This is a genomic window from Nitrosomonas sp. Is24, assembly GCF_033063335.1.
In the GTDB taxonomy this organism is placed as follows: Bacteria; Pseudomonadota; Gammaproteobacteria; order Burkholderiales; family Nitrosomonadaceae; genus Nitrosomonas.
Genome location: NZ_JAWJZG010000001.1, coordinates 2,199,055 through 2,224,410, shown reverse-complemented (window position 1 = coordinate 2,224,410; position 25,356 = coordinate 2,199,055). Strand labels below are relative to the sequence as shown.

Genomic DNA, 25,356 nt, shown 5'->3' with positions numbered 1-25,356 from the left:
CGTATGGCTGAGATCATCGATGATCAAGTTGCTACCAATTTGTACTTTGATAAAAGTTTCAATAATCAGGCTGTTAAGCTGCTTCCAGGGGAATACTATGTTACGGATAAGGATTTACTGCTCGTAACCGTGCTTGGCTCATGTGTTGCGGCTTGTATTCGAGATAGTTATAGCGGTATCGGTGGTATGAATCATTTTATGCTTCCGGATGGTGGGGGGGATGCGGGTAGTCCGTTAAATGCTTCAGCCCGTTATGGTACTTACGCAATGGAGATACTGATTAATCAGTTATTGAAGCTAGGCGCTCGCCGTGGAAACCTTGAAGCAAAAGTATTCGGCGGTGGTAACGTTCTGGATGGATTGACAGTCGCCAATGTCGGACAACGGAATGCGGATTTTGTCTTGAAGTTTTTACAAACAGAGAAAATAAAAGTCGTAGCACAAGATCTGGTTGATATCTTTCCGCGCAAAGTCTATTTCTTTCCAAAAAGCAGCAAAGTAATGGTAAAAAAATTACGCAATATACACAACCCGACTATTTCCGAGCGTGAAAAGGATTATAGACAGCGTCTGCACAAGGTTGATAGCGGTGGAGATGTGGAATTGTTTTCCTAGCTTGAACCTGTTTCATGAAATACGTTGAGTTTTTATTATGAAGAAAATAACAGTTATCGTTGTTGACGATTCGGCGCTTATTCGTAAGCTATTAACTGAGATAATTAATAGCCAGCCCGATATGGAAGTCATTGGAGCGGCGGCTGATCCGCTAGCGGCAAGGGAAATGATCCGGGAATTGAATCCGGATGTGCTGACGCTGGATGTTGAAATGCCCAAAATGGACGGGCTTGATTTCTTGGAAAAATTAATGCGATTAAGGCCAATGCCGGTGGTTATGGTTTCAACATTAACTGAGAAAAGCTCCGATGTGACATTCCGTGCACTTGAATTGGGCGCAGTTGATTTTGTGGCTAAACCCAAAATTGACATTGCATCGGGATTAAAAGAATACGGTAGCGAAATTGCCAATAAAATCCGTATTGCGAAGTCTGCCAGACTCAAACGAAATGCATCCCCACTGGTAACCAAAAGTGCAACTGCGGATGCAGTGTTGCCTGCCATCGCGAATCGAATCGCCTCGACAGAAAAGTTAATCATCGTGGGAGCTTCTACCGGTGGTACAGAAGCCATCAAAGAATTTCTAATTCGTATGCCGCCTGATTCGCCGGGGATTCTGGTCACTCAACATATGCCGGAAGGATTCACAAAATCATTTGCCAATCGTTTAAATAGCCTGTGCAAGATAGCTGTGGTTGAGGCCCAGGGAGGTGAGAGGGTGTTACCAGGACATGCATTTATCGCACCTGGACACTCGCACTTATTGCTCAAGCGCAGTGGTGCGAACTATATGACGGAATTAAATCAGGGGGAGCTAGTCAGTCGACATCGGCCATCGGTTGATGTACTATTCCGTTCGGTTGCAAATTGTGCAGGCAAAAATGCTATCGGTGTGATTCTCACGGGCATGGGAAAAGATGGTGCGGCCGGAATGCTTGAAATGCAGAAGTCAGGCGCTTATAATTTCGCCCAAGATGAAGCCAGTTGTGTTGTTTTTGGGATGCCGAAAGAAGCAATCGCAGCAGGTGGCGTCAATGAAGTTGTATCATTAAAAGATATGGCAAGGTCTGTTTTGTCAAAAATATCAAGTATGGGATCGCACGGTAATCGCGTATAATCGCTGTAAGAACTTACTTTTAATTGGTTATAGAGTAAAGCGACTTATCAATGAAAAGGATTATTTCTCGGCTTATTATATTTATTGGCATCAGCTTCTTGGTGAGTTGTGGATCCCTTCAGGAAAAACCTTCGGTAAAACAGGGCTCGCGCCCACCAGTCAATAAATCAACAGATTCCGGTCACATTAAGAAAGCACTCTATTCCCAATTTAATGAGTGGCAAGGGGTGCGGTATCAGCGTGGCGGAATGAGTCAGCGCGGAATCGATTGTTCAGGTTTCGTGCATCTGACATTCAAATCAAAACTTGGAATGCATCTGCCTAGAACAACCAGAATGCAGATGATGGTTGGAAAAGAAATCAGGAAAAACGATTTAAGAGCGGGTGATCTGATATTTTTCAAAACGGGTCCGAGTTCAAATCATGTTGGAATCTATTTGGAAAAAAATAAATTTCTGCATGCCTCCGAAAAGAAAGGTGTCACAATATCCCGGTTGGACCATGTTTACTGGCAATCCAACTACTGGAAATCGGTTCGCATATAAGCGAAAAAATAGCATTATCTGATTCAACTCAAGCAAATCCAGCATAGTGGTATTCTTGTTTTCCTATATGCAGATCGCGTAATGTGACTGCATCAAATTACGGAAAAATAAAATGAATGAAGAGATTAAACAAAGAATTCAGAAAAGAGAAAACTGGCAGCGTGGACTTTTTATGCTTTTCTTCATGTTCATTTACGGATTTTCTAATTCATTGGTCATTGGTATCTTGTTTTTCCAATTTGCCACGTTAATACTAACCGGAAAAACGAATGAATTTTTACTGGGATTCAGTCAGAGTCTAAGCATCTATATTCATCAGATCATTAACTTCCTGACTTTTAATAGTGAGCAACGCCCGTTTCCGTTCAGCACTTGGCCAAATGCCAGCGATACCCTCGATATGATTAAAGATAGCAGTGATAGTAGTAGAAACGATTGATTCATTGCTGTTCTGGTGTTTTTCTGATTTTTCCTTTATCTGATTCAAACAAACTCCGATCCGATTCCGGCGTATTCTTTGGTTGTAATCGCATTTCTGCCGGATACTGCACCCGGCGATAGCTCTAACTTATTGCTATAAGCATATTACTAAATATTATTTCAAATTATGTTCGGGTGCGGCTATAGTGCAGCGCATTTTGAAGGTAATATAAAGCTAAGCTCATGAAAATACGCAATCTTGATCTGACGTCGAATCCCGTCAATGAAGAACATCAACAATTAGGATTACCGCCTGTCGAAGATACCGTTTCTCATCTGGATGCGCATCCTTTTTTGCGTGCTGCCGTATGGTTTGCAGTAGTTGTATTAGTTTTACTGATCGCGTTTTTGATCATTCGCTTTTTCCTTGCGCAGGATTTGGGGGAAAGCTGGCAGATTATTAGCGGCACGCTCGATAGCAGGATTTTCTGGAGTGCAGTTGCCGTTGGTTTTCTTGCGCAAGTAGTCGATGGCGCTTTGGGTATGGCTTACGGCGTCACCGCAACCACTTTTTTATTAGCCTCCGGTGCAAGTCCGGCTGCCGCTAGTGCCAGTGTGCATATCGCTGAGATATTTACCACGGGCGTCTCAGGCATTGCGCATGCCAAATTCGGTAATGTCAATAAACAATTGTTCACTCGTTTACTGGTGCCGGGTGTATTGGGCGGTATCTTGGGCGCGTTATTAGTTACGCATGTCAATAGCGCATTATTCAAGCCTTTCATATCCGCTTACTTAGTTCTGCTGGGTGTTTATATTCTCAGTAAAGCTTTCCGGCAACTGAGCGCCCGTAAGGACGCGCCTCAGCATATCGGTAAACTGGCCTGTTTTGGTGGATTCATGGATGCAGCGGGCGGTGGCGGCTGGGGACCGATTGTGACCTCAACCTTGGTGGGGACAGGCACTGATCCGCGCACAACCATCGGTTCGGTCAATTTTGCGGAATTTTTTCTGACATTAGCCAGTGCGGCGACGTTTGCACTCCTGATGGAAACCGATCACTGGCCATTGATTATCGGATTGGTTTTCGGCGGTTTGTTTGCAGCGCCTTTCGCTGCTTACTTGTGCAAGAAGTTTCATGCGCGTACTTTACTGATACTCGTGGGTATTCTGATCATTACGATTAGCTGTTTCAATCTCTATAAAGCGCTCATCACGTTGTAGCTATAATAATCTCCCGGAAATAAAGCGATATTCCGGGAGATTTTTTCTGTTCTTCCAGTTAAACTTAACCAAACTGGATTCTTCTTCAGTTTAAGTATGCCTCTCCATCCGGAGTCCGATGCCTAACGTTCTCATTCTTCCCACAATTATTTATGTTTCTTATTGATTTCATTCTTCATATCGACAAGCATTTGCAACAGCTTGCTTCAGAATACGGGTTGTGGATTTATGGCATTCTTTTCCTGATCGTGTTTTGCGAGACCGGACTCGTTGTGTTGCCGCTTCTGCCGGGTGATTCCCTGTTATTCGCGGCCGGTTCTCTGGCATCGCTGGAAGGTTCTCAGCTTAATCCGCATGTCTTATTTGCTGGCTTGAGTTTGGCCGGTATTCTAGGGGATTCTGTGAATTATTGGATAGGCAAAACGGTGGGAGCAAAAGTATTTGCTTCGCAGAAATCCCGCTTTTTCAAACGGGAATATCTCGAAAAAACCCAAGCCTTTTATCTGAAACATGGCACAAAAACCATCATCATCGCACGCTTTATTCCCATCATCCGTACCTTTGCGCCCTTTGTTGCGGGTATCGGCACGATGCCTTACCGCACCTTTATTGTATATAACATAGTGGGCGCCGTGCTATGGGTCGGAACGTTTGTTTATGCCGGATTTTATTTTGGGCAGCTGCCGATGGTGCAGCAAAATTTCAAACTCATCATTCTAGCGATCATCATTCTATCGATAACGCCGCCGGTGATTGAGTATCTCAAGCACCGCTACAAAAAACAGTAAGAATCTCCTGCGGATAGCGGTGTATTTCATCAGACTGAAGAGTGATAATTATCAGAAGGTTAAATCCGTGCTGTGACTAATTGCCGTAAGACCAAGTTTTTAATGTAAAATCAGCATATTTAACTCAACTGAAAGATCATTCAGTGCGATTTGACCCCATATTGTGCGCGAAAAAACAGCCGGTGCATCTTAATACCGTGATCGCCAGCATCCCGAATTTCGCGCAGGCAATATTCATCACCGATCGTTTCAATTCCTCTTCAGAACAATGACAACACCAGTGGAAACTTCACATAGCCGTGTTCATGCCATTTTTGCGCGTTGGACCACATTTTCTTATCAGTATGCGTTGTGGGTCCTGCTAGCGGCGCTACTGATCGCAATCGTCAGCGGCGTCTACGTCTCGCGCAATTTGGGTATGAATACCGATACCGCCGAGATGCTGTCCGAAGACTTGCCGTTTCGTGTCAATCTGAAACGCTACAATGAATCATTCCCGCAAGACATCGATACTCTACTCATTGTCTTGAATGCGCCTACACCGGAACAAGTACGGGTGGCGACGGAGAATTTGGCTGCACGGTTAAAGCAAGATTCCAGCAATTTTTACGATGTCTATTCACCGCGAGTGGATGACTTTACCGCTCGTAACGGATTGCTTTATCAAAGTATTACCGAACTTGAACGGGTTACCGATAGCTTGGCCGCGGCGCAGCCCTTGATCACCCGCATTAGCCGAGATCCTTCGCTGGCTGCTTTTGCCGATGTGCTGACCAGCGCAGTGGATGAGTTGAACAAGGGACGGAGTATCGAATTGCGTCCGGTGTTGAAGGGCGTCAACGCAACCCTGGAAGCGCGGCTGAATGGTTCTCCCAGAGCATTGTCATGGCAGACCATGTTCAGCGGCGAAGCGCAAAAAAACACTTACCAAGAACTCATCATCATCAAGCCGCGGCTTGATTTTTCTCAGCTGTTTCCAGCCGAGCAATCCATTGCCGCGTTGCATGCCGCGGCGGAAAGTGTCGGAATCACAGAGGGTAGTCCAATCCGCTTACGCATTACCGGCGAGGTGGCCCTGGCCGAAGAAGAGCTCAACAGCTCGCTGCGCGGTATGGAATATGCCGGAATTATCACGTTTGTACTGGTCGGCGTCGTGCTTTTCTTCGCCATGCGTAACGGAGGGTTGATCCTCAACGTGCTGGTGTGTCTGTTGATGGGATTGATTTTGACGGCGACATTTGCCACTGCGGTTGTCGGCCATCTGAATCTGATTTCCATTGCCTTTGCCGTACTGTATATCGGCCTGGGGGCGGATTTTGCAATCCATTTTCTGCTGCGCTATCGCGAAGTTCTGGAAAATAATCATTCCCCGGCTGAAGCCATCCATATCTCCGGCGGCGATGCCGGAGCAGCCTTGACTGCGTGTACCGTCACCAATGCGATCGGTTTCTATGCTTTCATGCCAACCGATTACAGCGGAGTAGCCGAGCTCGGCATCATTTCTGGAACCGGTATGATCATCAGTTTGCTGGTTACGCTCATTATCGGCCCTGCGTTGTTGCGCTATCTACCGAAGAAGGCGGTGGCAAAACCGGCTGCAAAAAGTTCGGTTGGCAAGGTGCTCGAGCTTTCGTTGAAGTGGCACAAAGCAACGTACGCGGTTACGCTGGTGGCGACGGTGGCAGCGCTGGCAATCTTACCGCAAGTGCGATTCGACTACAATTTGCTCAATATGCAAGACCCGAAGGGGGGCGCAGTACAGACTTTCCGGGAATTGCTGGCCGAGCCCGATCTTTCGCCTTGGCATATTGCAGTGCTGGCTAACAATCCGCAGGAAACGGAAATTTTGGCGAAACGGCTGGCTGATCTGCCCGAAGTCAACAAAGTCGTCACGGTATTGGATTTTGTGCCGGCGCAGCAGGAAGAGAAATTCTCGCTGATTCAGGAAATGGCGCTGACAATCGGACCGATTGCCGCGACACCGCCGCCGCAAATCCGGATCACCAGCGATGCGATTTTGGCCGAGCAATATAAGGCCTTACGGGAATTAGTCGCGGCATTGGAGCGTTTTGCCGTCAACCATCCGGAGCATCCATCGGCCGCCACTGTAAGTGCTTTAAAGTCGACGCTGACCCATTTGTTCACGCAATTGGATAAAGTGAGCAACGATGAAAAAAGTAAACTGTTATATGCCATCGAAGACGATCTGCTGGCGATGTTGCCGCTGGCTCTGCAAAGTTTGCGTACTGCGACTGAGGCAACTGTTTTCGATGAGGGGGATTTGCCCGTTGCGTTTAAAGACCGTTGGCATAGCGATGCGGGCGGGTACCGGCTAGCGGTTTATCCGGTTGAGGATCTTAACGATAACGATGCCTTACGGCGCTTTGTGCGATCCGTGCAACAAGTGGCGCCGCATGCCATCGGCGTACCGGTGATCAGTCTGGAAGCGGGTGAAGCCGTGGTGCAGGCATTCGTTCAGGCATTCTCTTTGGCATTGATCGGTGTGGTGGTGATTTTACTGGTGTTGCTGCGCAGTATTAAATATACCTTGCTGGTGCTATTGCCGCTGCTGCTGTCGAGCTTATTCACTGCGGCGTTCACCATTCTGCTGGATGTTCCGTTTAATTTTGCCAACATCATAGCTTTGCCGCTCTTACTCGGACTCGGCATCGATAGCAGTCTGCACATGGTGTATCGGAGTATCAATAATGAGCTGGTGAGTGAAGTTCTGATTCATACCAGCACCGCGCGGGCCATTTTTTACAGTGCGCTGACAGCACTGGTGGACTTTGCCAGTTTAATCTTCTCGTCGCATTTGGGTACGGCGAGTATGGGGATACTGCTGACTGTGGGATTGGCTTTTACCCTGATCTGCACACTCATTATTCTGCCGGCTTTGCTTCGCGCTCCGGCTGCCGGGGTTAAAGCGAATACCTAGCACGCTAAACGAGTTATTCAGTTTTTTTGTTCGTGCCGTCCGGATCGCAATCGGCCAGAGGCCGTACCTGGCTGATGATATCTTCACCACCGGCGGGTGTATCAACGCCTCGGCCAACGTGGCTTTTGCGGTAGCCATAGAGAAAATAGAAAATCAATCCAATTCCTGACCAGATCGGGAACACCAATTTTGCATCGGCTGGCAAAAAGAAAAAAAGCGTGATGCAACCCAGTACCGCGAGCGGGCCGATCAGCCAAACTATCGGTGTCCGGAAGGGGCGCACGCGGTTCTTGTCTTTGATGCGCAGTATCATCACGGTAAACGCTACGACCATGAAAGCGAACAGCGTTCCGGAATTGGAAATATCCGCCAGTTTTCCAACCGGCAGGAAAGCGGCGGCGGCCATGACACCCAGGCCTGTTACGTAAGTGACAATATGCGGCGTTTTGAAGCGCGGGTGAATGCGGCTTAAAACTTCCGGCAGCAGACCGTCGCGCGACATGACGAAAAAAATGCGCGTCTGGCCGAACAACATCATCAGAACCACCGAAGGCAGCGCCAGGAAAGCGGTCAGCCCCAGAAAATTACCAATCTTTTCCCAGCCAATCTCACGTAACACTAACGCCAATGCTTCACGTGAGCAAACCAGCGGCTGCTGTCCGAGAGCGGCTAGCGATTTGCATTGCTCGGCCAATTGCAAGGAACCGGGCACCAAATTCTTACCGGTTTCATCCAGCAGCGGCTGTGCACCGATAGCGCCGATCGCGCCGGCTGAAATGAGCAAATAAAAGACAGTGCAGATTGCCAGCGAACTGATCAACCCGATGGGCACATTGCGCTGCGGATCCTTGGTTTCCTCCGCAGCGGTGGAAACCGCATCAAATCCTACATAAGCAAAGAATATGGACGATGCCGCAGCCACTACCCCAGCTTCTCCTAATGGTAAGAAAGGCTGGAAATTTTCCAGATTGGCAACCGGTAGTGTTAAAGCAATGAAAAGCGTTAATGCGGCAATCTTGATAGCGACCAATGTGGCATTAAATGTGGCGCTTTCGCGCGTGCCAATAACCAGGAGTGCGATGACCAGTATGCAGATGAAAACTGCTGGTAAGTTAATAACTCCACCAGCAAAAGGTCCATTCGCCAGTGCGAAGGGTATCTCTATCCCGAGCGAGTTTTGCATAAGACCGACGAAATAGCCTGACCAGCCGACGGCAACCGCGCTGGCGGCTACGGAATATTCCAGCATCAACGCCCACCCGACCAGCCACGCGACCAATTCGCCCAGCACTGCGTATGAATAAGTATAGGCGGACCCGGATACCGGCACCATGGAAGACAGCTCGGAATAGCACAGCGCGGCGACGGTGCACACGAAACTGGCAATAACAAAGGAAAGCATCATGCCGGGCCCGGCTTTCTGTGCAGCCTCAGCTGTTAAAACGAAAATACCGGTGCCGATAATCGCGCCAATACCCAATAGCGTTAACTGCCATGCGCCCAAGGTACGGTGAAGACTTTTCTTTTCTGCAGTTGCCAGGATGGCATCAAGTGATTTTACGCGCCAGAAAATCATGCATGCTACCTTTTATTTAAACAAATAGTTACGATGCAATGGGATTAACCCTCAATCGGGCTCGAATAATATCATAAAATCTTTTCAATCCGATTGCCGACACCGGAAGCTGCTCTGGCTTTTGCAGGTAATGTGAAGAATTTATAAGGGTTTTGCTGAGTGCTGATTTATCCAGTATGCGATCGTTTGCTCATCATTAGGGCAAGCGGAAATTGACAGTAAAATTGTCGGAAACCAGATGCGCGATGTTGCTACTGCACACAGCAAGTTAATCTGCATCGCCGGTAAGAATGAAACTATGTGAATCCACAGAATGATGGCAGTTGTTTGGTTTTGAAAATGTTGCCGCTGGAAGGAGTCTGAGCGATTGGGTTCGATGGCACACCAAGGCATTCTTTTTTCCTCGGCTCTGCCAGAGATGATTTCTTAATTCGACACTTTTGATTTCTGCTGACTTTTTAAATAAAAAAAGGTCAATGTCTAAAAAACATTGACCTTATAGGCAGGCAGGTAAAGAGCTTACAGTTTAGGCATATATTTTTTTCATCGGAAGGCGCGTTTTACTTTTCGATACACTTCCAATTAAAAGATAGCTTACAAAGAATACTGCCCCCAACATGAGATCAATTTCCAACCAGCTTATTTCAGACTGCATGACTGAGAACGAATTCAAATCACCAAATGTGATAAGTCCAATCAGCGGTAAAACACCGAATAAAACGAAAGTAGTTTTTACAGCTGTGCTCAAAAGGCTTTGACTTGTTTTCATTTTTATCTCCTACATGAAAGTTTATTGAAGTTATCAAAAGTTTACGAATATTAAGATTCGATAATTCACAAAAAGTTCACAGAATATTGATGAAAAATTCACATATAATGATTTTGTTTTATAGAATAAGATACTATTAAAATAATTTAATCTCGCACGGTATTTTTATTCATAGATTTTCAATCATCGTTGGAAACTTTCTGGTCTATCAAAACATTTGAAAATAATGCTTTGTGAGAGTGGGTAACTGATGCATTATTTTTGAACGGCATGATGTCGTTAGAATTATTACGATTGAGAAAATCAAACCGCGTGGAGATGCTTACAAATGACACTTCAAAAAATCAAATCCATCCATGGTAAAGACGAATATGTCCTGTTACCAATGGCGGTTTATCGCGCTCTAAAAGATCAGATCGAAAAAGAATTGGCAGCTTGCGAAGCAAATCAGGATGACGAGCAAGCCTATGAACCGTTTGTTCTTGAGGATTACGTCGATAATCCCGTTGCGTTAGCGCGAATCAAGGCAGGCATTACCCAGGAACAACTGGCTCAGCGTCTGGGTGTCAGTCAAGCCTATGTCAGCCAAATTGAGCACAGCAACAACATAACCAGCAAAATGCTTGAGCGAGTGCACGCAGCCATCTCTGAGGCTACATAAAATTTACAGACATAATCGATTGTAAAGGCAATATATGGCATTAAGGAAGCAACCGCTAGCCGATAAGGAATTGGAAGCCTGGGAAAGTAGCCGGTTAAGTGTTGAATTACTGGAATTTGTCCGACAGCGGCACGAAAAAATCAGAGCTTTCCGAAGTAGAACTTGCCAGATTGTTTTGCGTGTCAGTTCGCACCTTGTGTGATTGGGAGTAATGACGCCGTAATCCCGGTGGTACAGCGAAAACACTGATTGCAATTCTTGAGCGCCATCTCGATGTACTGAAGGAAATCATACTTATAAATAAGATCTCAGATTCGCACTGTTCGTCTTAATATACTCAAGAAGTTCGTAATTCCTCCCGAATCACTTGCTTTGCTGAAAGCATACGGGCTAATCACCAAAAACAGCATATTGCTCAATGTCAATGATGGCGACCTGAAAGACTTGGCAAAAACGTCGTCAAGGAAATACAGCAAATCAGCCGCATTTACTGGAATATGGAATTCGCTGCCTCAAGAATGCTTCATCGGGCGCAGAAGTATGAAGTCGATCTATCACTTTTTGAAGACCTAAGCTGGTAATCCCCCCAAAAATTGAACGAGCAAAGCAGTAGAATTTTCTATCCTAGACGAAGAGGAATTTTACTGATGAAGAAGCAGCGATTTACGGAAAGCCAGATCATGCAGATATTGAAGCAAGCTGAAGGAGGAATTCCTGTGGCTGATTTATGCCGGGAACATGGAATGAGTACTGCAAGTTTTTATAAATGGCGCAGCAAGTATGGTGGGATGGATGCTGCCTTACTATCTGAAATGAAGGCGATGGTTGAGGAAAACAAACGGTTAAAGCGGATGTATGCGGAAAGCCAGATGCAGAATGAGCTATTGAAGGAGGCACTTGGAAAAAAGTGGTAAAGCCCTCACAGCGCAAAGTAATGGCACAATGGGCAGTACAGGATAAATCCGTTAGTATCGTTTTGGCCTGTACAACATTTGGCATTTCTGAGACCTGCTATCGTTATCATCCGGCGCTCAACGATGAGAACGAAGAAATCGCCGATTGGTTACTACGCCTGACGACTTGTCACAAGCGTTGGGGCTTTGGCTTATGCTTTCTTTATTTGCGTAATGTGAAGGGTTTTGGATGGAATCACAAACGTGTGTATCGTATTTACCGTGAGCTGGAATTGAATTTACGAATTAAGCCACGCAAGCGATTAAAGCGGGAGAAGCCGGAGCCGCTAGCTGTGCCAGAACGGCCCAATGACACATGGTCGATGGACTTCATGGCTGATCAACTCACCAATGGCCGGTCTTTTCGAACCTTCAATGTGCTGGATGACTTCAACCGTGAAGGGTTGGGAATCGAAGTGGACGTATCGCTTCCATCAGAACGCGTTACGCGCGCTCTGGACCGGATTATCGAATGGCGCGGCAAACCCAGGAAGATTCGTTGTGATAACGGGCCGGAGAATATCAGTGGCACGCTTTGTTGTTGGGCAGAAACTCGAGGTATTCAGCTCGATTACATCCAGCCAGGAAAGCCACAGCAAAATGCCTACGTGGAACGCTATAACAGGACCGTCCGGCATGAATGGTTGGAGATGAATGAATTTGCAACCATTGAAGAGGCCCAACTCACTGCGACACAGTGGTTATGGATTTATAATAATGAACGTCCAAGTATGGCACTTGGAGGTATCACGCCAGCAATGAAGTTGGCAGAAGCTTTTAAATTAAAACTCTCTACTGCATGCTCCTGTTAAAAATGGGGGGATTAGGACACATTAATAATTGAGGGATTTAATGTGTCTTATGTAACCTATTGATAAATAACATGATTTACGAATTTGACAGAAAAGACACATATTTCCCACTTTTAGCAATGTGCGCACGCCGTCGAGTTATATTAATCATGAATTTTATTTATTTAATTTTTCTTGAAGTAAAAAAATAGTGTCTTATCTGTCCAATCTGTCTAGATTCAATATTCATAAGGGTTACAGAAAGGACACATTATTTTAAATGAAGCTTTAATCTGTCCATCTGTCCGCACGAGCGCACATACTTAAATGCCTGCGTGCGGGTTCGAAACTGATTAAAAAGATTTAGCAATCAAAATTCCCTTCCAATTCACGATTAACAAATCATTCCTGTAGCTTTCTCGCAAACTCATTGGGTTTGCATTGCTCAACATGTGCACTATCAAATCCCATTAACTCTTTAATGACAAAATTAAGGTAATCTTCGATTTCATTGACTGATGCATCTCCATTCAATAACAGAAGAGTTGCTTCAAGATAAGAGTCATATTCATCCCAGCAATCATTTTTATCTGGAAGAACTCCGATGGGATCCCATTCATTCCATAGTTTTCTTATTTCTTGTAAATCCTGATTGGAGTTTCGGAGCTGCAAATTTTAATAATGATTCATGACTAATGAATTGATTGGGAGATGCATTAAATTATGATCATAAACCTATTGGGCCGTGATTAAAGCTATAAATGATCCGGAGATGTCCAGTTGCAACCAAGAGGCTAACTGGGACTAATGCTGGGACTAATTTAGATAAAAATTACTAAACTAAGTTAATTTATTGGGAATTTATTTCTTAACTTATTGTTTTTATTGGTGCTGTTGAGAGGAGTCGAACCTCCGACCTACTGATTACGAATCAGTTGCTCTACCAACTGAGCTACAACAGCCCTGTTTAAACCAAGCGGCGTATTATAGATGGTTGGGGAATTGCGGGCAAATGATAAAGAGTTGAATTCGATTGTTTGTGTTTTTTCTTCGTTGAGTATTGTTTATTGCACAATTCCATTCAATATTTTTTGACTAAATTTCGTCTAAGTTCGGCGAATTTCGCCAGAAATCTGTACATTTCTGCGATAAGAGTCCATAATTATTAGATGGATCCCAAGAGTGTAAAAGTGCAAAATATTTTGATCGTGCATGGCCCGAATTTGAATTTGCTGGGGCTTCGTGAGCCGGAGATTTATGGCGCTACTACATTGCAAGATATTAACAGAAACTTAAGCAAATTAGCCGAAAATCAAGGCATTCATCTGGATTTTTTTCAAAGTAACGCTGAGTTCGCGTTGATTGACCGGATTCAGCAAACCCTGCATGACGGGACGGATTTTATAATTATCAATCCAGCCGCGTATACGCATACCAGTGTGGCATTGCGCGATGCACTGGCTGCTGTGAAACGGCCTTTTATCGAAGTGCATTTATCGAATGTTTATGCCCGTGAATCTTTCCGGCAACGATCCTATTTCTCCGATCTGGCGGTTGGCGTCATCAGCGGCCTGGGCGCCAAGGGCTATGAACTTGCGTTGGAATACGCAATGACATCTCATTAACCGGTCACACTCGATGCATCAGGTGAAATTCTTTTTACGTTGCCGCAATTTTGCGCATTTTTACACGCAGTATTTTGTTTTCTAGTTATAACACTACCTTTAAACGAGGCGTAGTCTCGGGAGATTGAAAATGGATTTAAGAAAGCTTAAGAAGCTCATCGAGCTGGTTGAAGAATCAAGTATTGCGGAACTGGAAATTACCGAGGGCGAAGAAAAGGTTCGTATCAGTAAATCCGGCTCCGGCGTGCAAAATTACGCGTTCATGCCGCCTGCCATGCAGCCGGTGATGGCGCCAGCTCAACAGCAATTACCCGCATCTGCATCGGATGGAGATAAAAACGGCGATGCGAAAGCCGGTGACAGCAATGGTTCCGATAAGAGCGCGCTACCCGATGGTCACGTCGTCAAGTCTCCGATGGTTGGCACCTTCTACCGTGCGCCATCGCCCGGTGCGAACGCATTTGTGGAAGTCGGGCAAAGAGTCAAGGAAGGCGATACATTGTGCATCATTGAAGCCATGAAACTGCTGAATGAAATTGAGGCCGATAAAGGCGGGGTTGTTAAAGCAATCCTGCTGGAAAATGGTCAACCGGTCGAATACGGCGAGCCTTTATTCGTTATCCAATGATCGTCTGAATAAAGGCCAGATCACTATGTTTGAGAAAATTCTTATTGCCAATCGCGGCGAAATCGCTTTGCGGATACAGCGCGCCTGCCGTGCGTTGGGTATCAAGACGGTGGCAGTACATTCCGAAGCGGATGCCGAAGCGAAATACGTCAAGCTGGCCGACGAATCGGTTTGTATCGGTCCGGCTGCGGCAACGCACAGTTATTTAAACGTGCCGGCGATTATCAGCGCGGCTGAAGTAACCGACGCCGAAGCGATTCATCCCGGTTATGGATTTTTATCCGAAAATGCGGATTTTGCCGAGCGTGTGGAGAAAAGCGGTTTTGTATTTATCGGTCCGCGCCCGGAAACCATCCGCTTGATGGGTGATAAAGTCAGTGCGAAGAATGCCATGAAAAAAGCCGGTGTACCTTGTGTTCCCGGGTCGGATGGCGCGTTGCCGGAAGATATCGATGAGATCAAAAAGATCGTGCGCGAAATCGGCTACCCGGTCATCATCAAAGCCGCAGGTGGTGGTGGCGGGCGCGGCATGCGGGTGGTGCATACCGAGGCTGCGTTATCCAATGCGATCATCGTGACACGTAATGAGGCGCAAACAGCCTTTGGTAATCCGGTAGTTTACGCGGAAAAATTTCTGGAAAATCCACGCCATATCGAGTTTCAATTGTTGGTTGACGAGTACGGCAATGCAGTGCATTTGGGAGAACGGGACTGTTCCATGCAGCGCCGCCATCAAAAGATTCTCGAAGAAGCGCCAGCGCCCGGCATACCGGAAAAATTACGCGACAAAATCGGCGAACGTTGCGCGGAAGCCTGTCGCCGCATTAAATACCGCGGTGTTGGCACATTTGAATTTCTCTATGAGAACAATGAATTTTATTTCATTGAAATGAATACGCGGCTGCAAGTGGAGCACCCGGTGACCGAAGCGGTGACCGGCATCGATCTGGTGCAAGCGCAAATCAACGTTGCAGCGGGTATTGTGCTGCCGGTGAAGCAGAAAGATATCGTCATGAAAGGGCACGCGATCGAGTGCCGTATCAATGCCGAAGACGCTTACAAATTAACGCCATCGGCTGGGCGCATTACGCAGTATCACGCGCCGGGCGGACCGGGCGTACGTGTGGATTCGCATGTTTATCACAATTACATGGTGCCGCCGTATTACGATTCCATGATCGGCAAGATCATTACGTACGGTGATACACGCGAGCAGGCGATTGCCCGTATGCGCATCGCCTTGTCTGAAATGGTGATTACCGGTATCAAAACGAATATCCCGCTGCACCGGGATTTGCTCAATGATGCCTCCTTCTTGCGCGGCGGCGCTTCGATTCACTATTTAGAGCAAAAGCTCGCACTGCATAACAAATCGAATTGACAGACTGGCGTATCGAATCCGACCCATCCATTAACAATCCTCATCGCGCAGCATGTCCTGGGTGACACTGATTATCGAAACGGATGCGGCGCATGCCGAGGTGCTGAGCGATGCGCTGCTGGAACAAGGCGCATTGTCGGTGGATATTCATGATGCCGCCGCCGATACGCAAGACGAGCAAATGCTGTTCGGCGAACCGGGTGAACCCAGCGGGGAAATCTGGCAAAACGCGGAAGTTTCCGCGCTGTTCGATCAGGACGCGGATATTGTGGCAATCCTGCGCAATGTCACGCGGATAATACAGCCGGATCAGCCGCTCGACTACCGTATCGAACGCATCGAAGAACAGGATTGGGTGCGCTTGACGCAATCGCAATTCGATCCGATTCAAATCTCGGCGCGCTTATGGATCGTGCCGACCTGGCACCAATCACCCGATCCGGCGGCCATCAATCTGATACTTGATCCCGGGCTGGCTTTCGGCACCGGCAGCCATCCCACCACGCAACTATGCTTGGGTTGGCTGGATCAGAATCTGCAACCGGGCGACAAAATGATGGATTATGGCTGTGGCTCCGGAATACTCGCTATTGCCGCTTTAAAACTGGGTGCGCGGTATGTTACCGGCATCGATATCGATCCCCAGGCGATCAAAGCCAGCCAGGAAAATGCGCTGCGCAACCAGTGCGATCCGGCGAAATTTCATTTTGCGACGGCGCATCAAGCCACGGAACAGAGTGTGCAACCGGAAGAGCAAACGGATGTGGTCGTCGCTAACATTCTGGCCAATCCGTTGATCATATTAGCGCCGCTGTTGATGCAAATTGCCCGGAAACATGGCCATATCGTGCTATCCGGGATCCTCAAGGAGCAGGCCGAGGAAGTCAAAGCTGTCTATCAGCAGTGGTTCGATATGCGCATTGCCCGCGAGCAGGAAGGCTGGGTGTTGTTAACCGGAATCAAAAGGTGAAATAATTTGCCGCTGGTTGAAAGCAGGTAAAGCAATCATAACCTTGCCGATACCTGATCCTGTTACCTATTAACCGGTGATATCAATGCGACTAAATACAGCGAGTAACCCATGGCGTTGGTGACGCTCTGTCCCGGCTGCGGCACGACGTTCCGCGTGAATGCCGCGCAATTGCAGGCGCACGGCGGTGATGTGCGCTGCGGGCAGTGTCAGCGGGTATTCAATGGATTTGCCACCTTGATCACCGTGCATGAATCGGCGATCGAATATCCGCAGCCGTCGCAGCTGCAGTACGATACACAAGCCGAACCACTGAGATCATCGCTGCAAAGCCGCGCACTGACGGCGCAGGTGAATAACGGCATGGACCAACCGGTTCTCTCGGATTGGGAGCAAGAAACGGCGGAATCCCCAGTGGATCTCTTTGGTGAAGAGCCGGTCAAAAAATCATCCGGCTGGTGGGGATTGGCGAATGTATTGTTGTTATTGCTGTTGCTCGGACAGATCGCGTATACCTGTCGCACTGAATTGACCATTATCGCACCGGAAACCAGACCATACTGGGAGCGCTATTGCGCGTTTATTGGCTGTCAGGTGCCTTACGCGCAAGATATCCAGCAGTTCGGTATCGAATCGTCCGATTTGCAGAAAAATCCCGCGCGTCAACCGGAAGTGACTACCATGCGTGCGATCATCAGCAACCACGCGCCTTTCCCGCAAGCTTTCCCGGCATTGCAATTATTGTTGCTGGACGCGCAGGAACAAGTTATCGCCAGCCGCATTTTTAGCGCGCAGGATTATTTGCTGGAAGCCGATAAAACCTTGCCATTCATTGCACCTCGGCATGAAATGGATATCCGCCTGGATTTCGACAGCAGCCAGCTGAATGCCTTGGGCTATCGCCTATTGCTGCTGTATCCTTGAAATTTCAATAGCTATTCGATCAAGTGGATGAAATCATGAAAATCAAAGATCTGTTTGAAAAATGGGGACTGACTGGACTCAGAATCAAAACACCATTTCTAGATTTGGAGTGGAAGCCATCCGATTCCGACAAAGCCGCCGCTTGGGATCTCTATGTGGAACTGCTCACGCGCATTACGACGCAACCGCTGCCGGACGAGGACGGTGTGGAACAAACCGCGTTGGATAGCATACACGCCTTGTTCGGTATCACGCGCACAACACTCAAGGATCATGGCCGAGGCTGTGATCAGTTCGCACGAATTGCGATCATCGTTCTTAATCAGGTGGTGCGTCCTTTCACTACCAAGTGGCACCGCAAAAGCCAGCAAAGCGCTTTCACTTCACCTGAGGAGTGCCAACAATTCCGCCGGGAATTGCAAGCTTTGCAAACGCAATTGAGAAATTACACCCGGTTGCTGGCTAAACTGGCCGATGTGGAAGATTTGACCGGGATTGAAGCGGAGGATTTGTAAGGGAACAAAACGCGGCGGTATCCGATAGCCAGTAAAGGATCAGCCGATCGCAGTCTGTTGTAACCATTACTCTGCAATTGCACCGTCATTTTCCGGATAACCCATGAAAATATCGCTCATTCTCTGCTAACCGGGTAACAGTTCATTGTGTATTATAAACGTACTATAGGCGGTTTTTTCGCGTGTTTAGCCGCTTGCAAAACCGATAGCCTGCGCGATGGAGCACAACAGCTCAGGTATAATGACTTTTCATCTTTTCACAACATACACAATCAATGACTAGAGAATCCCGCACTGCCTTATTGGAAAGCCTGTTTGCGCAACGCATCCTGATTTTGGATGGCGCGATGGGTACGATGATTCAGACGTTCAAACTAACCGAAGCGGATTTTCGCGGGCAGCGTTTTGCTGATTTTCCGCATGATCTGAGGGGCAATAACGATTTGTTGACGCTGACACGGCCCGATATCATTCACTCGATCCATTCGGGTTACCTGGAAGCGGGCGCGGACATCATTGAGACCAATACGTTTAATTCCAACGCGGCTTCGATGGCGGATTATCATTTACAGGATTTGGTGTATGAATTGAATTGCGCAGCGGCCAAGTTGGCGCGTGAGGCCGCGCAAAGCTTTGAAGCAAAAACACCGGATAAACCGCGTTTTGTCGCCGGTGTGATTGGTCCGACCACCAAAACCGCGTCGATTTCTCCCGATGTCAACGATCCGGGTTTTCGCGGCATTACCTATGACCAATTGGTCGTGGATTACACCGAATCGATTCGCGGTCTGGTCGATGGCGGAGTGGATATTCTCTTGGTCGAGACCATTTTCGATTCGCTTAATGCCAAGGCGGCGTTGTTCGCCATCGATCAATTCTTTGAAGATCATGGCATCCGGCTGCCGATCATGATTTCGGTGACGATTACCGATGCATCCGGCCGTACACTGTCGGGACAAACACCGGAAGCCTTTTGGAACTCAATCAGCCACACCCGGCCGTTGTCGGTCGGTATCAACTGTGCTTTGGGTGCCGAATTGATGCGTCCGTATATCGAAGAATTATCCGGAGTGGCGAATGTGTACACCAGCGTGCATCCCAACGCTGGATTGCCGAATCCGCTCTCCGAAACCGGTTACGATGAGTCGCCGGAGTACACCGCAAACCAGATCAAAGGTTTTGCCGAGGCGGGATTCGTCAATATCGTCGGCGGTTGCTGCGGCACCACGCCTGCGCATATCAAAGCCATTGCGCAAGCGGTTAGCGCTATCGCGCCACGCCAGGTATCTGATATTCCTAAAAAATTGCGGCTGTCCGGTTTGGAACCGCTGAACATCGGTGACGATTCGTTGTTCGTCAACGTCGGTGAACGCACCAATGTGACCGGCTCGCGTGCGTTTGCGCGCTTGATACTCAGCGATAACTACGCAGAAGCGCTGAATGTGGCGCGCAGTCAGGTGGAAAACGGCGCGCAGATTATCGATATCAACATGGACGAGGCGATGCTGGATTCGCAAAAAGCCATGGTAACTTTCCTCAATCTGATCGCGGCCGAACCGGACATCTGCAAGGTGCCGATTATGCTCGACTCCAGCAAATGGACGGTGATCGAAGCCGGTCTGAAATGTGTGCAGGGCAAATCGGTCATCAACTCGATCAGCATGAAGGAAGGTGAGGAAGAATTCATTAAGCACGCCAAACTGGCGCGCCGTTATGGCGCAGCGGTGATTGTCATGGCCTTTGACGAACAGGGGCAGGCCGATACGTTGCAACGTAAGGTGGATATCTGCACGCGCAGTTATCGTCTGCTGGTGGATCAAGTCGGTTTCCCGCCGGAAGACATTATCTTTGATCCGAATATCTTCGCGATAGCGACCGGTATCGAAGAGCATAACAACTACGGCCTCGATTTTATTAATGCAACCCGCGCGATCAAGCAAACACTGCCGTACGCTAAGATCAGCGGCGGGGTATCGAATGTTTCGTTCTCGTTCCGCGGTAACGAACCGATCCGCGAAGCGATTCATACCGCCTTTCTGTATCATGCGATCAAGGCCGGGATGACGATGGGGATCGTCAACGCCGGACAGCTCGGCGTTTACTCGGATATTCCCGCAGAGCTTCTGGAGAAGGTCGAGGATGTGATTCTGAACCGGCGCCCGGATGCAACCGAACGCTTGGTTGAATTCGCGGAAAACTTCAAAGGACAGAAAAAAGAACAGGTGGAAGATCTGGCCTGGCGCGATGAGCCGCTGCAACAGCGCCTGACGCACGCGCTGGTCAGAGGTATTTCCACGTATATTGTCGAAGATACCGAAGCGGCACGGGTGGAAATCGAAAAACAGGGTGGGCGTCCGATTCAAGTGATCGAAGGCCCGTTGATGGAAGGCATGGGCGTCGTCGGTGATTTGTTCGGCGCCGGAAAAATGTTTTTGCCGCAGGTGGTCAAATCGGCGCGTGTGATGAAGCAGGCGGTGGCGCATTTGCTGCCGTTTATCGAAGCTGAAAAGAAATTATCAGGTGACAACAAGCCGAAAGGTAAGATCGTCATCGCCACCGTCAAAGGCGATGTACACGACATCGGCAAGAACATCGTCACCGTGGTACTGCAATGTAATAACTACGAAGTGATCAACATGGGTGTGATGGTGCCGAGCGCGCAAATTCTCGACATGGCCAAGCGCGAAAAAGCTGACATTATCGGTCTGTCCGGTTTGATTACGCCTTCGCTGGAGGAAATGGCGCATGTGGCCAAGGAAATGCAACGTGAAGGATTCACTATTCCGTTGCTGATCGGCGGTGCGACCACGTCGCGGGTGCACACCGCAGTCAAAATTGCCCCGCACTACAACGGCCCGACCGTGTGGGTGCCCGACGCCAGCCGCGCGGTGGGCGTGTGCAGCAATCTGCTGTCGCAGGATTTGCATGCGAGTTATATCCAGGAAATTAAGGACGAGTACGAGAAGGTGCGCGCGCAGCACAAGAACAAAAAAGGCCCGGCGAAACTGCTGGCGCTCGCCGAAGCGCGCGCCAATGCGTACAAAACCGATTGGAGCAATTACCGGCCGTATCAACCCGAACTGATCGGCGTGCGCACATTGAACAATTACCCGCTGGAAAAAATCGTGCCGTATATCGATTGGACGCCTTTCTTTCAGGCCTGGGAACTCGCCGGACGCTATCCCGATATTCTGACCGATGAAGTGGTCGGAGAAACGGCCAGCCAGTTGTTCCGCGACGCGCAGACGATGCTGAAGAAAATCGTCGAGCAAAAATGGCTCAGCGCCAATGCCGTGATCGGTTTGTTCCCGGCCAATTCGGTCGGCGACGATATTGAGATCTACACCGATCAGTCGCGCAGCAAAATCGCCATGACGTACCATTGCCTGCGGCAGCAGGATCAAAAACCATCCGGGAAACCGAATCGCTGCCTGTCGGATTTTATCGCACCGAAAGAAACCGGTATCAAGGATACCATCGGCCTATTTGCCGTCGGCGCAGGATTCGGTATTGACGAGCGCATCAAAGTGTTTGAGGACGCGCATGACGATTACAGCGCGATTGTGCTCAAAGCGCTGGCCGACCGGCTGGCGGAAGCATTCGCCGAACATATGCATGCGCGCGTGCGCCGTGAATTCTGGGGTTATGCCAAGGACGAGACACTGACCAACGAACAATTGATTAACGAAGAATACCGCGGCATCCGTCCCGCACCGGGTTATCCTGCCTGCCCGGATCACACTGAAAAAGGTCCGTTGTTTGCCACGCTGAATGCCACCGAGAACACCGGCATCATCATCACCGAATCCTTCGCGATGGTGCCGACTGCGGCGGTGTCCGGGTTCTATTTTGCGCATCCGGAATCCACTTTCTTCGCGGTTGGAAAAATCGGTAAAGACCAGGTGGAAGATTACGCCCAACGCAAGGGTTGGGCGCTGGAGGAAGCCGAACGCTGGCTGGCCCCGGTGCTGGCGTACGAGCGGTAAATTTTGTAAGAAACACATGCGAGCAGGTTCACTCGCATGTGCCGTCTGTAGAAAGTGTTGGTGCTATTTTTTCCGGCACATTCTATGCGATGCGACTCAGAAAGCCAGTAAATTTTGCTTCAATTTATTACCTGAAAGTATTAGTATCGGAACTGGTGAAACTGGAAACAGTTAATTTTTCACCAGAAAAATGCAAGGTAAATTATTGATAATAATAAGATACTATTAATTAGGGAGTGCCTTGTTATAATAAAAAATTTTTAGAGGAACCTATCATGATGAAAAAAAATTTACGTTACCTGGCAACAGCCGGATTATTTTTGTTAACCCCGCTTACTACGCAAGCTGCACCGATCGATTTATCGAGCTGGACACCATTAACGCTGAATTATCCAGGCGGGCAAGGTGCTGGCAGCTGGGTGTTGGAACCTGGCAATACGGCAGTTAAGCAAGTCATTAATGCCGATCCTTCTTTCTATTTGAATAATCTGAATCTTAGCAGCTATTCAGTCGATGGCTCATGGCAGGTTACGACAACAAGCGATGATGATTACATGGGTTTTGTCTTTGGCTACCAGAATTCGAGTAATTTTTATTTGTTTGACTGGAAACAAGCGGCGCAAGGCTATGTTGGCCGTACCGCAGCGGAAGGTATGACCATTAAGGAATTTCATGGTGCTACAGGTAACGGTCTCGTAGACTTGTCATTGGAAGAGTTCTGGGAGAACACGGCTAATTTTGGCGATATGGAAGTTCTTGCTACCAATCACTCCAGTTCGAAGGGGTGGGCGGACAATGTGCTATACAATTTCCACCTTGATTTTAATATGAATCCAGGCGAAATTCATATCGTTGTTAAACAGGGTGCTACCGAATTGTGGAACGTTACGGTCGTTGATACATCATTCACTTCCGGGCAGTTTGGTTTCTACAATAATTCACAGGAAAATGTGAGATACGCAGGATTTGAGGTAACGCCTGTTCCCGAACCTGAAACGTATGCCATGTTATTGGCCGGTTTAGTGTTAACGGGTTTCGCAGCACGCCGTAGAAAAGAAGCATAAGTGTAATAATCCGGATTGATCGTGTAAAAATGGGAGCTTTGGCTCCCATTTTTTTCGATGTTATAAGCGTGATGCTGCATAATGCACTTGCTGACTCTCTCTATTATTCAAATACTTTATCAAGAGTAGAGTTGAAAATAAGCAAAATGCTTATTCACTTGTTACAAGTGCCGGTACTAGAATGAGAAAGTGAATGTGAAAATTTTGATGAATTTTTCTAGGAGGCTACGATGAAAGCAAGTCTATTACATTACCTGTTAATTCTGTTCATGATCCCAATGCTATCGGGTTGTTGGCTTCTTGCAGCAGGGGGAGCCGGTGCATACGGTGGCTACAAGGCCAAGGAAGCTGGATATGGTGTGCAGAATCCTGTCACAAAGGATAAGAAGACCGAGGATCAGAAAAAGTAGCCGGAAATATAATTGATTTTTTGCGGCTATCAAATGCAATAGACCAGTCACAGACTAACTGCTTAGTTTGTGGCGGGTAAAACGTAACCCCAACTGCAACAATCCCTCCCAAGCATCCCCTTGCGCCGCATACTTAATGATCCGGTCAGTTTTTGCAACTTCAGCTAATTGAAATTATGTGCAATGGAAGAAGCTGAATGTTGGCTGGCGTCAGTTCAATGAGCTGAATTATTAATTTTCTGAGGAATGAATTTCTATTTGCGTTTTACAGGAACATGCGAAGAAATGTGCTGCATCGCGCCTTCAATATCAGGAAAAAGAGTCAGATCTCTTATGTTCATTGTATTAAGTCTGATTCGGAGTAATTCGTGCATGCTACTACAGAGACGAACCTTTATTACAGGCACAAAAGTGATAATATCTTCGAGTGTATTCACATCTTCGGGGAATTTGATCTCATCTGTATCGGAACATAAGTCTTGACTCTTATCGAAAGATAAGTAGGAAAATAAATTTTCCTGAAAGCTTTGCCTGACATTGAATGGGATGAGGAATGCACCTTGTTGTACATCCATTCTTAAGGTTAACCAATAAGGTTCTGCAACTGCGAAACCAGGTTTATCGATGAGTCCATACATTGCAGCCTCAAGAACAGCGTGTAAGTCCAAAATATCCATATTCGGTCTTTGACGCAGTGAATCATACGTAATTGTACGTTTGGCTCTTGTTAGGTTTTTTGGAAATGGCCAATAATAGGGCTCTCCATATTTAACATTTGTGTAAGGTGAATCTCGAAGCACAGATTCCTTATGGAGACGACACCATTCAAAAAATGCGCGATTGTATAAGAATCGTTGAAAAATCCACAAAGCTGCATCCTGACCTGGGGAGTTATCCTGCATGGCAAAGTAGCATGCAATAAAGAACGATTTAGTAACATCGAGTAATCGGGTTGGTACACCATGATGACGTATGAATGCAAGCCATGACAAAATATCCTCATCATCAGGCAATGTATCTACATAGCGATGTAATCGCCGTTGTGCCTCGACGAAAGTGCGATGTTCAAATTCCTCAAGCCCTGATTTATTTTTAACATCTTCAGGTGCATTTCGTTCCAGTTTTGTTTCAAGTGGCCAGCTGTAGTTACCCTGATCGCGATATACAGGTTTCTGATAATTCGTATCAAAATAGTATGCGAGCTTGTTCAGCTGATCTAAATCGTGTATTCGTAATTTAACTACTCTATGTTCTAGGAATTCTCGAACACGTAAATCTATGATCGATAGTTTTCTTGCCGATGGCGCATGTGACTTCTCAGCGAAATTGATTGTTGCAATTTTTTGTTGCGCGCTGTTTGTAAATGTAACCCAGCAGGTTGGTTCATTGTCGTCTGGATTGCTGGAGGGATTATTTTCTGACATAAAATGATATAGCGCTGGTTAGTTGAAGTATT

22 protein-coding genes and 1 tRNA gene are annotated in these 25,356 nt (G+C 47.4%); 18 read left to right on the top strand and 5 right to left on the bottom strand.

Annotated features, from left to right (window positions below):
• The first annotated feature begins 3 nt into the window (after positions 1 to 3).
• From cheD to R2103_RS10275, 7 genes are all read left to right on the top strand, one after another.
• Positions 4 to 615, top strand: coding sequence for a chemoreceptor glutamine deamidase CheD (cheD, locus tag R2103_RS10305; RefSeq protein WP_090318531.1), 612 nt, complete (start codon positions 4 to 6; stop codon positions 613 to 615).
• Positions 616 to 652: 37 nt separating this feature from the next.
• Positions 653 to 1,732, top strand: a complete 1,080-nt coding sequence (locus R2103_RS10300; RefSeq protein WP_317531320.1) for a chemotaxis response regulator protein-glutamate methylesterase — start codon at positions 653 to 655, stop codon at positions 1,730 to 1,732.
• 50 nt (positions 1,733 to 1,782) lie between these two features.
• The gene (locus R2103_RS10295) at positions 1,783 to 2,277 is read left to right on the top strand and encodes an NlpC/P60 family protein (protein WP_132428174.1); all 495 of its coding nucleotides are present in this window, start codon (positions 1,783 to 1,785) and stop codon (positions 2,275 to 2,277) included.
• A 112-nt stretch (positions 2,278 to 2,389) separates the two neighbouring features.
• Positions 2,390 to 2,716 (top strand): DUF4389 domain-containing protein, encoded by a 327-nt coding sequence (locus R2103_RS10290; RefSeq protein WP_317531319.1) that lies wholly within the window; start codon positions 2,390 to 2,392, stop codon positions 2,714 to 2,716.
• Between the two features lie 224 nt (positions 2,717 to 2,940).
• On the top strand, positions 2,941 to 3,921 hold the full coding sequence (locus tag R2103_RS10285) for a sulfite exporter TauE/SafE family protein (protein ID WP_317531318.1): 981 nt from the start codon (positions 2,941 to 2,943) through the stop codon (positions 3,919 to 3,921).
• A gap of 152 nt (positions 3,922 to 4,073) precedes the next feature.
• Positions 4,074 to 4,709, top strand: coding sequence for a DedA family protein (locus tag R2103_RS10280; RefSeq protein WP_317531317.1), 636 nt, complete (start codon positions 4,074 to 4,076; stop codon positions 4,707 to 4,709).
• Between the two features lie 268 nt (positions 4,710 to 4,977).
• Complete coding sequence (locus tag R2103_RS10275) at positions 4,978 to 7,647, top strand: MMPL family transporter (protein ID WP_317531316.1); 2,670 nt, start codon at positions 4,978 to 4,980, stop codon at positions 7,645 to 7,647.
• Positions 7,648 to 7,660: 13 nt separating this feature from the next.
• On the opposite strand, the gene R2103_RS10270 is transcribed toward R2103_RS10275, so the two are convergent.
• Together R2103_RS10270 and R2103_RS10265 are read right to left on the bottom strand one after the other, a co-directional pair.
• Complete coding sequence (locus R2103_RS10270; RefSeq protein WP_317531315.1) at positions 7,661 to 9,223, bottom strand: amino acid permease; 1,563 nt, start codon at positions 9,221 to 9,223, stop codon at positions 7,661 to 7,663.
• Between the two features lie 526 nt (positions 9,224 to 9,749).
• Positions 9,750 to 9,992 (bottom strand): hypothetical protein, encoded by a 243-nt coding sequence (locus tag R2103_RS10265; RefSeq protein WP_317531314.1) that lies wholly within the window; start codon positions 9,990 to 9,992, stop codon positions 9,750 to 9,752.
• A gap of 328 nt (positions 9,993 to 10,320) precedes the next feature.
• Here R2103_RS10265 and R2103_RS10260 point away from each other — a divergent pair, with 328 nt between their 5' ends.
• Both R2103_RS10260 and R2103_RS10255 read left to right on the top strand, forming a co-directional pair.
• Positions 10,321 to 10,653, top strand: coding sequence for a helix-turn-helix transcriptional regulator (locus R2103_RS10260; RefSeq protein WP_317531313.1), 333 nt, complete (start codon positions 10,321 to 10,323; stop codon positions 10,651 to 10,653).
• A 647-nt stretch (positions 10,654 to 11,300) separates the two neighbouring features.
• Positions 11,301 to 12,418 (top strand): IS3 family transposase gene (locus R2103_RS10255; protein WP_411172575.1). Its coding sequence is split into 2 segments (ribosomal slippage): positions 11,301 to 11,562 and positions 11,562 to 12,418, totalling 1,119 coding nucleotides; the frame shifts between segments, so codons are not numbered across the junction.
• A 381-nt stretch (positions 12,419 to 12,799) separates the two neighbouring features.
• On the opposite strand, the gene R2103_RS10250 is transcribed toward R2103_RS10255, so the two are convergent.
• Positions 12,800 to 13,069 carry a hypothetical protein gene (locus R2103_RS10250; protein ID WP_317531312.1) on the bottom strand — a complete coding sequence of 90 codons (270 nt, stop codon included), beginning with the start codon at positions 13,067 to 13,069 and terminating at the stop codon, positions 12,800 to 12,802.
• Positions 13,070 to 13,283: 214 nt separating this feature from the next.
• Positions 13,284 to 13,359, bottom strand: a tRNA-Thr gene (locus R2103_RS10245).
• Between the two features lie 207 nt (positions 13,360 to 13,566).
• Between R2103_RS10245 and aroQ the strand changes: the two genes are divergently transcribed.
• The 9 genes from aroQ to R2103_RS10200 all read left to right on the top strand — a co-directional run bounded on the left by aroQ (position 13,567) and on the right by R2103_RS10200 (position 23,900).
• The gene (gene aroQ / locus R2103_RS10240; protein ID WP_317531311.1) at positions 13,567 to 14,022 is read left to right on the top strand and encodes a type II 3-dehydroquinate dehydratase; all 456 of its coding nucleotides are present in this window, start codon (positions 13,567 to 13,569) and stop codon (positions 14,020 to 14,022) included.
• A 130-nt stretch (positions 14,023 to 14,152) separates the two neighbouring features.
• The gene (gene accB, locus R2103_RS10235; protein ID WP_317531310.1) at positions 14,153 to 14,650 is read left to right on the top strand and encodes an acetyl-CoA carboxylase biotin carboxyl carrier protein; all 498 of its coding nucleotides are present in this window, start codon (positions 14,153 to 14,155) and stop codon (positions 14,648 to 14,650) included.
• A gap of 25 nt (positions 14,651 to 14,675) precedes the next feature.
• The gene (accC, locus tag R2103_RS10230; protein WP_292982590.1) at positions 14,676 to 16,031 is read left to right on the top strand and encodes an acetyl-CoA carboxylase biotin carboxylase subunit; all 1,356 of its coding nucleotides are present in this window, start codon (positions 14,676 to 14,678) and stop codon (positions 16,029 to 16,031) included.
• Positions 16,032 to 16,083: 52 nt separating this feature from the next.
• Complete coding sequence (gene prmA / locus R2103_RS10225; protein ID WP_317531309.1) at positions 16,084 to 17,001, top strand: 50S ribosomal protein L11 methyltransferase; 918 nt, start codon at positions 16,084 to 16,086, stop codon at positions 16,999 to 17,001.
• Between the two features lie 111 nt (positions 17,002 to 17,112).
• Positions 17,113 to 17,925, top strand: coding sequence for a zinc-ribbon and DUF3426 domain-containing protein (locus tag R2103_RS10220; RefSeq protein WP_317531308.1), 813 nt, complete (start codon positions 17,113 to 17,115; stop codon positions 17,923 to 17,925).
• A 35-nt stretch (positions 17,926 to 17,960) separates the two neighbouring features.
• On the top strand, positions 17,961 to 18,440 hold the full coding sequence (locus tag R2103_RS10215) for a hypothetical protein (RefSeq protein WP_317531307.1): 480 nt from the start codon (positions 17,961 to 17,963) through the stop codon (positions 18,438 to 18,440).
• Positions 18,441 to 18,715: 275 nt separating this feature from the next.
• Entirely contained in the window at positions 18,716 to 22,426 is a 3,711-nt protein-coding gene (gene metH, locus R2103_RS10210; RefSeq protein WP_317531306.1) for a methionine synthase, read from the top strand.
• A gap of 278 nt (positions 22,427 to 22,704) precedes the next feature.
• Positions 22,705 to 23,490 (top strand): FxDxF family PEP-CTERM protein, encoded by a 786-nt coding sequence (locus tag R2103_RS10205; protein WP_411172544.1) that lies wholly within the window; start codon positions 22,705 to 22,707, stop codon positions 23,488 to 23,490.
• 230 nt (positions 23,491 to 23,720) lie between these two features.
• Complete coding sequence (locus tag R2103_RS10200; RefSeq protein ID WP_317531304.1) at positions 23,721 to 23,900, top strand: hypothetical protein; 180 nt, start codon at positions 23,721 to 23,723, stop codon at positions 23,898 to 23,900.
• Between the two features lie 254 nt (positions 23,901 to 24,154).
• Here R2103_RS10200 and R2103_RS10195 read toward each other — a convergent pair whose 3' ends face one another.
• The gene (locus tag R2103_RS10195) at positions 24,155 to 25,324 is read right to left on the bottom strand and encodes an FRG domain-containing protein (RefSeq protein ID WP_317531303.1); all 1,170 of its coding nucleotides are present in this window, start codon (positions 25,322 to 25,324) and stop codon (positions 24,155 to 24,157) included.
• Positions 25,325 to 25,356 lie beyond the last annotated feature (32 nt).

Bases quoted from the DNA above. Each gene is read 5' to 3' on its own strand.
- cheD (WP_090318531.1), top strand. From the start codon at position 4: ATGGCTGAGATCATCGATGATCAAGTTGCTACCAATTTGTACTTTGAT.
- R2103_RS10300 (WP_317531320.1), top strand. From the start codon at position 653: ATGAAGAAAATAACAGTTATCGTTGTTGACGATTCGGCGCTTATTCGT.
- R2103_RS10295 (WP_132428174.1), top strand. From the start codon at position 1,783: ATGAAAAGGATTATTTCTCGGCTTATTATATTTATTGGCATCAGCTTC.
- R2103_RS10290 (WP_317531319.1), top strand. From the start codon at position 2,390: ATGAATGAAGAGATTAAACAAAGAATTCAGAAAAGAGAAAACTGGCAG.
- R2103_RS10285 (WP_317531318.1), top strand. From the start codon at position 2,941: ATGAAAATACGCAATCTTGATCTGACGTCGAATCCCGTCAATGAAGAA.
- R2103_RS10280 (WP_317531317.1), top strand. From the start codon at position 4,074: ATGTTTCTTATTGATTTCATTCTTCATATCGACAAGCATTTGCAACAG.
- R2103_RS10275 (WP_317531316.1), top strand. From the start codon at position 4,978: ATGACAACACCAGTGGAAACTTCACATAGCCGTGTTCATGCCATTTTT.
- R2103_RS10270 (WP_317531315.1), bottom strand. From the start codon at position 9,223: ATGATTTTCTGGCGCGTAAAATCACTTGATGCCATCCTGGCAACTGCA.
- R2103_RS10265 (WP_317531314.1), bottom strand. From the start codon at position 9,992: ATGAAAACAAGTCAAAGCCTTTTGAGCACAGCTGTAAAAACTACTTTC.
- R2103_RS10260 (WP_317531313.1), top strand. From the start codon at position 10,321: ATGACACTTCAAAAAATCAAATCCATCCATGGTAAAGACGAATATGTC.
- aroQ (WP_317531311.1), top strand. From the start codon at position 13,567: ATGGATCCCAAGAGTGTAAAAGTGCAAAATATTTTGATCGTGCATGGC.
- accB (WP_317531310.1), top strand. From the start codon at position 14,153: ATGGATTTAAGAAAGCTTAAGAAGCTCATCGAGCTGGTTGAAGAATCA.
- accC (WP_292982590.1), top strand. From the start codon at position 14,676: ATGTTTGAGAAAATTCTTATTGCCAATCGCGGCGAAATCGCTTTGCGG.
- prmA (WP_317531309.1), top strand. From the start codon at position 16,084: ATGTCCTGGGTGACACTGATTATCGAAACGGATGCGGCGCATGCCGAG.
- R2103_RS10220 (WP_317531308.1), top strand. From the start codon at position 17,113: ATGGCGTTGGTGACGCTCTGTCCCGGCTGCGGCACGACGTTCCGCGTG.
- R2103_RS10215 (WP_317531307.1), top strand. From the start codon at position 17,961: ATGAAAATCAAAGATCTGTTTGAAAAATGGGGACTGACTGGACTCAGA.
- metH (WP_317531306.1), top strand. From the start codon at position 18,716: ATGACTAGAGAATCCCGCACTGCCTTATTGGAAAGCCTGTTTGCGCAA.
- R2103_RS10205 (WP_411172544.1), top strand. From the start codon at position 22,705: ATGAAAAAAAATTTACGTTACCTGGCAACAGCCGGATTATTTTTGTTA.
- R2103_RS10200 (WP_317531304.1), top strand. From the start codon at position 23,721: ATGAAAGCAAGTCTATTACATTACCTGTTAATTCTGTTCATGATCCCA.
- R2103_RS10195 (WP_317531303.1), bottom strand. From the start codon at position 25,324: ATGTCAGAAAATAATCCCTCCAGCAATCCAGACGACAATGAACCAACC.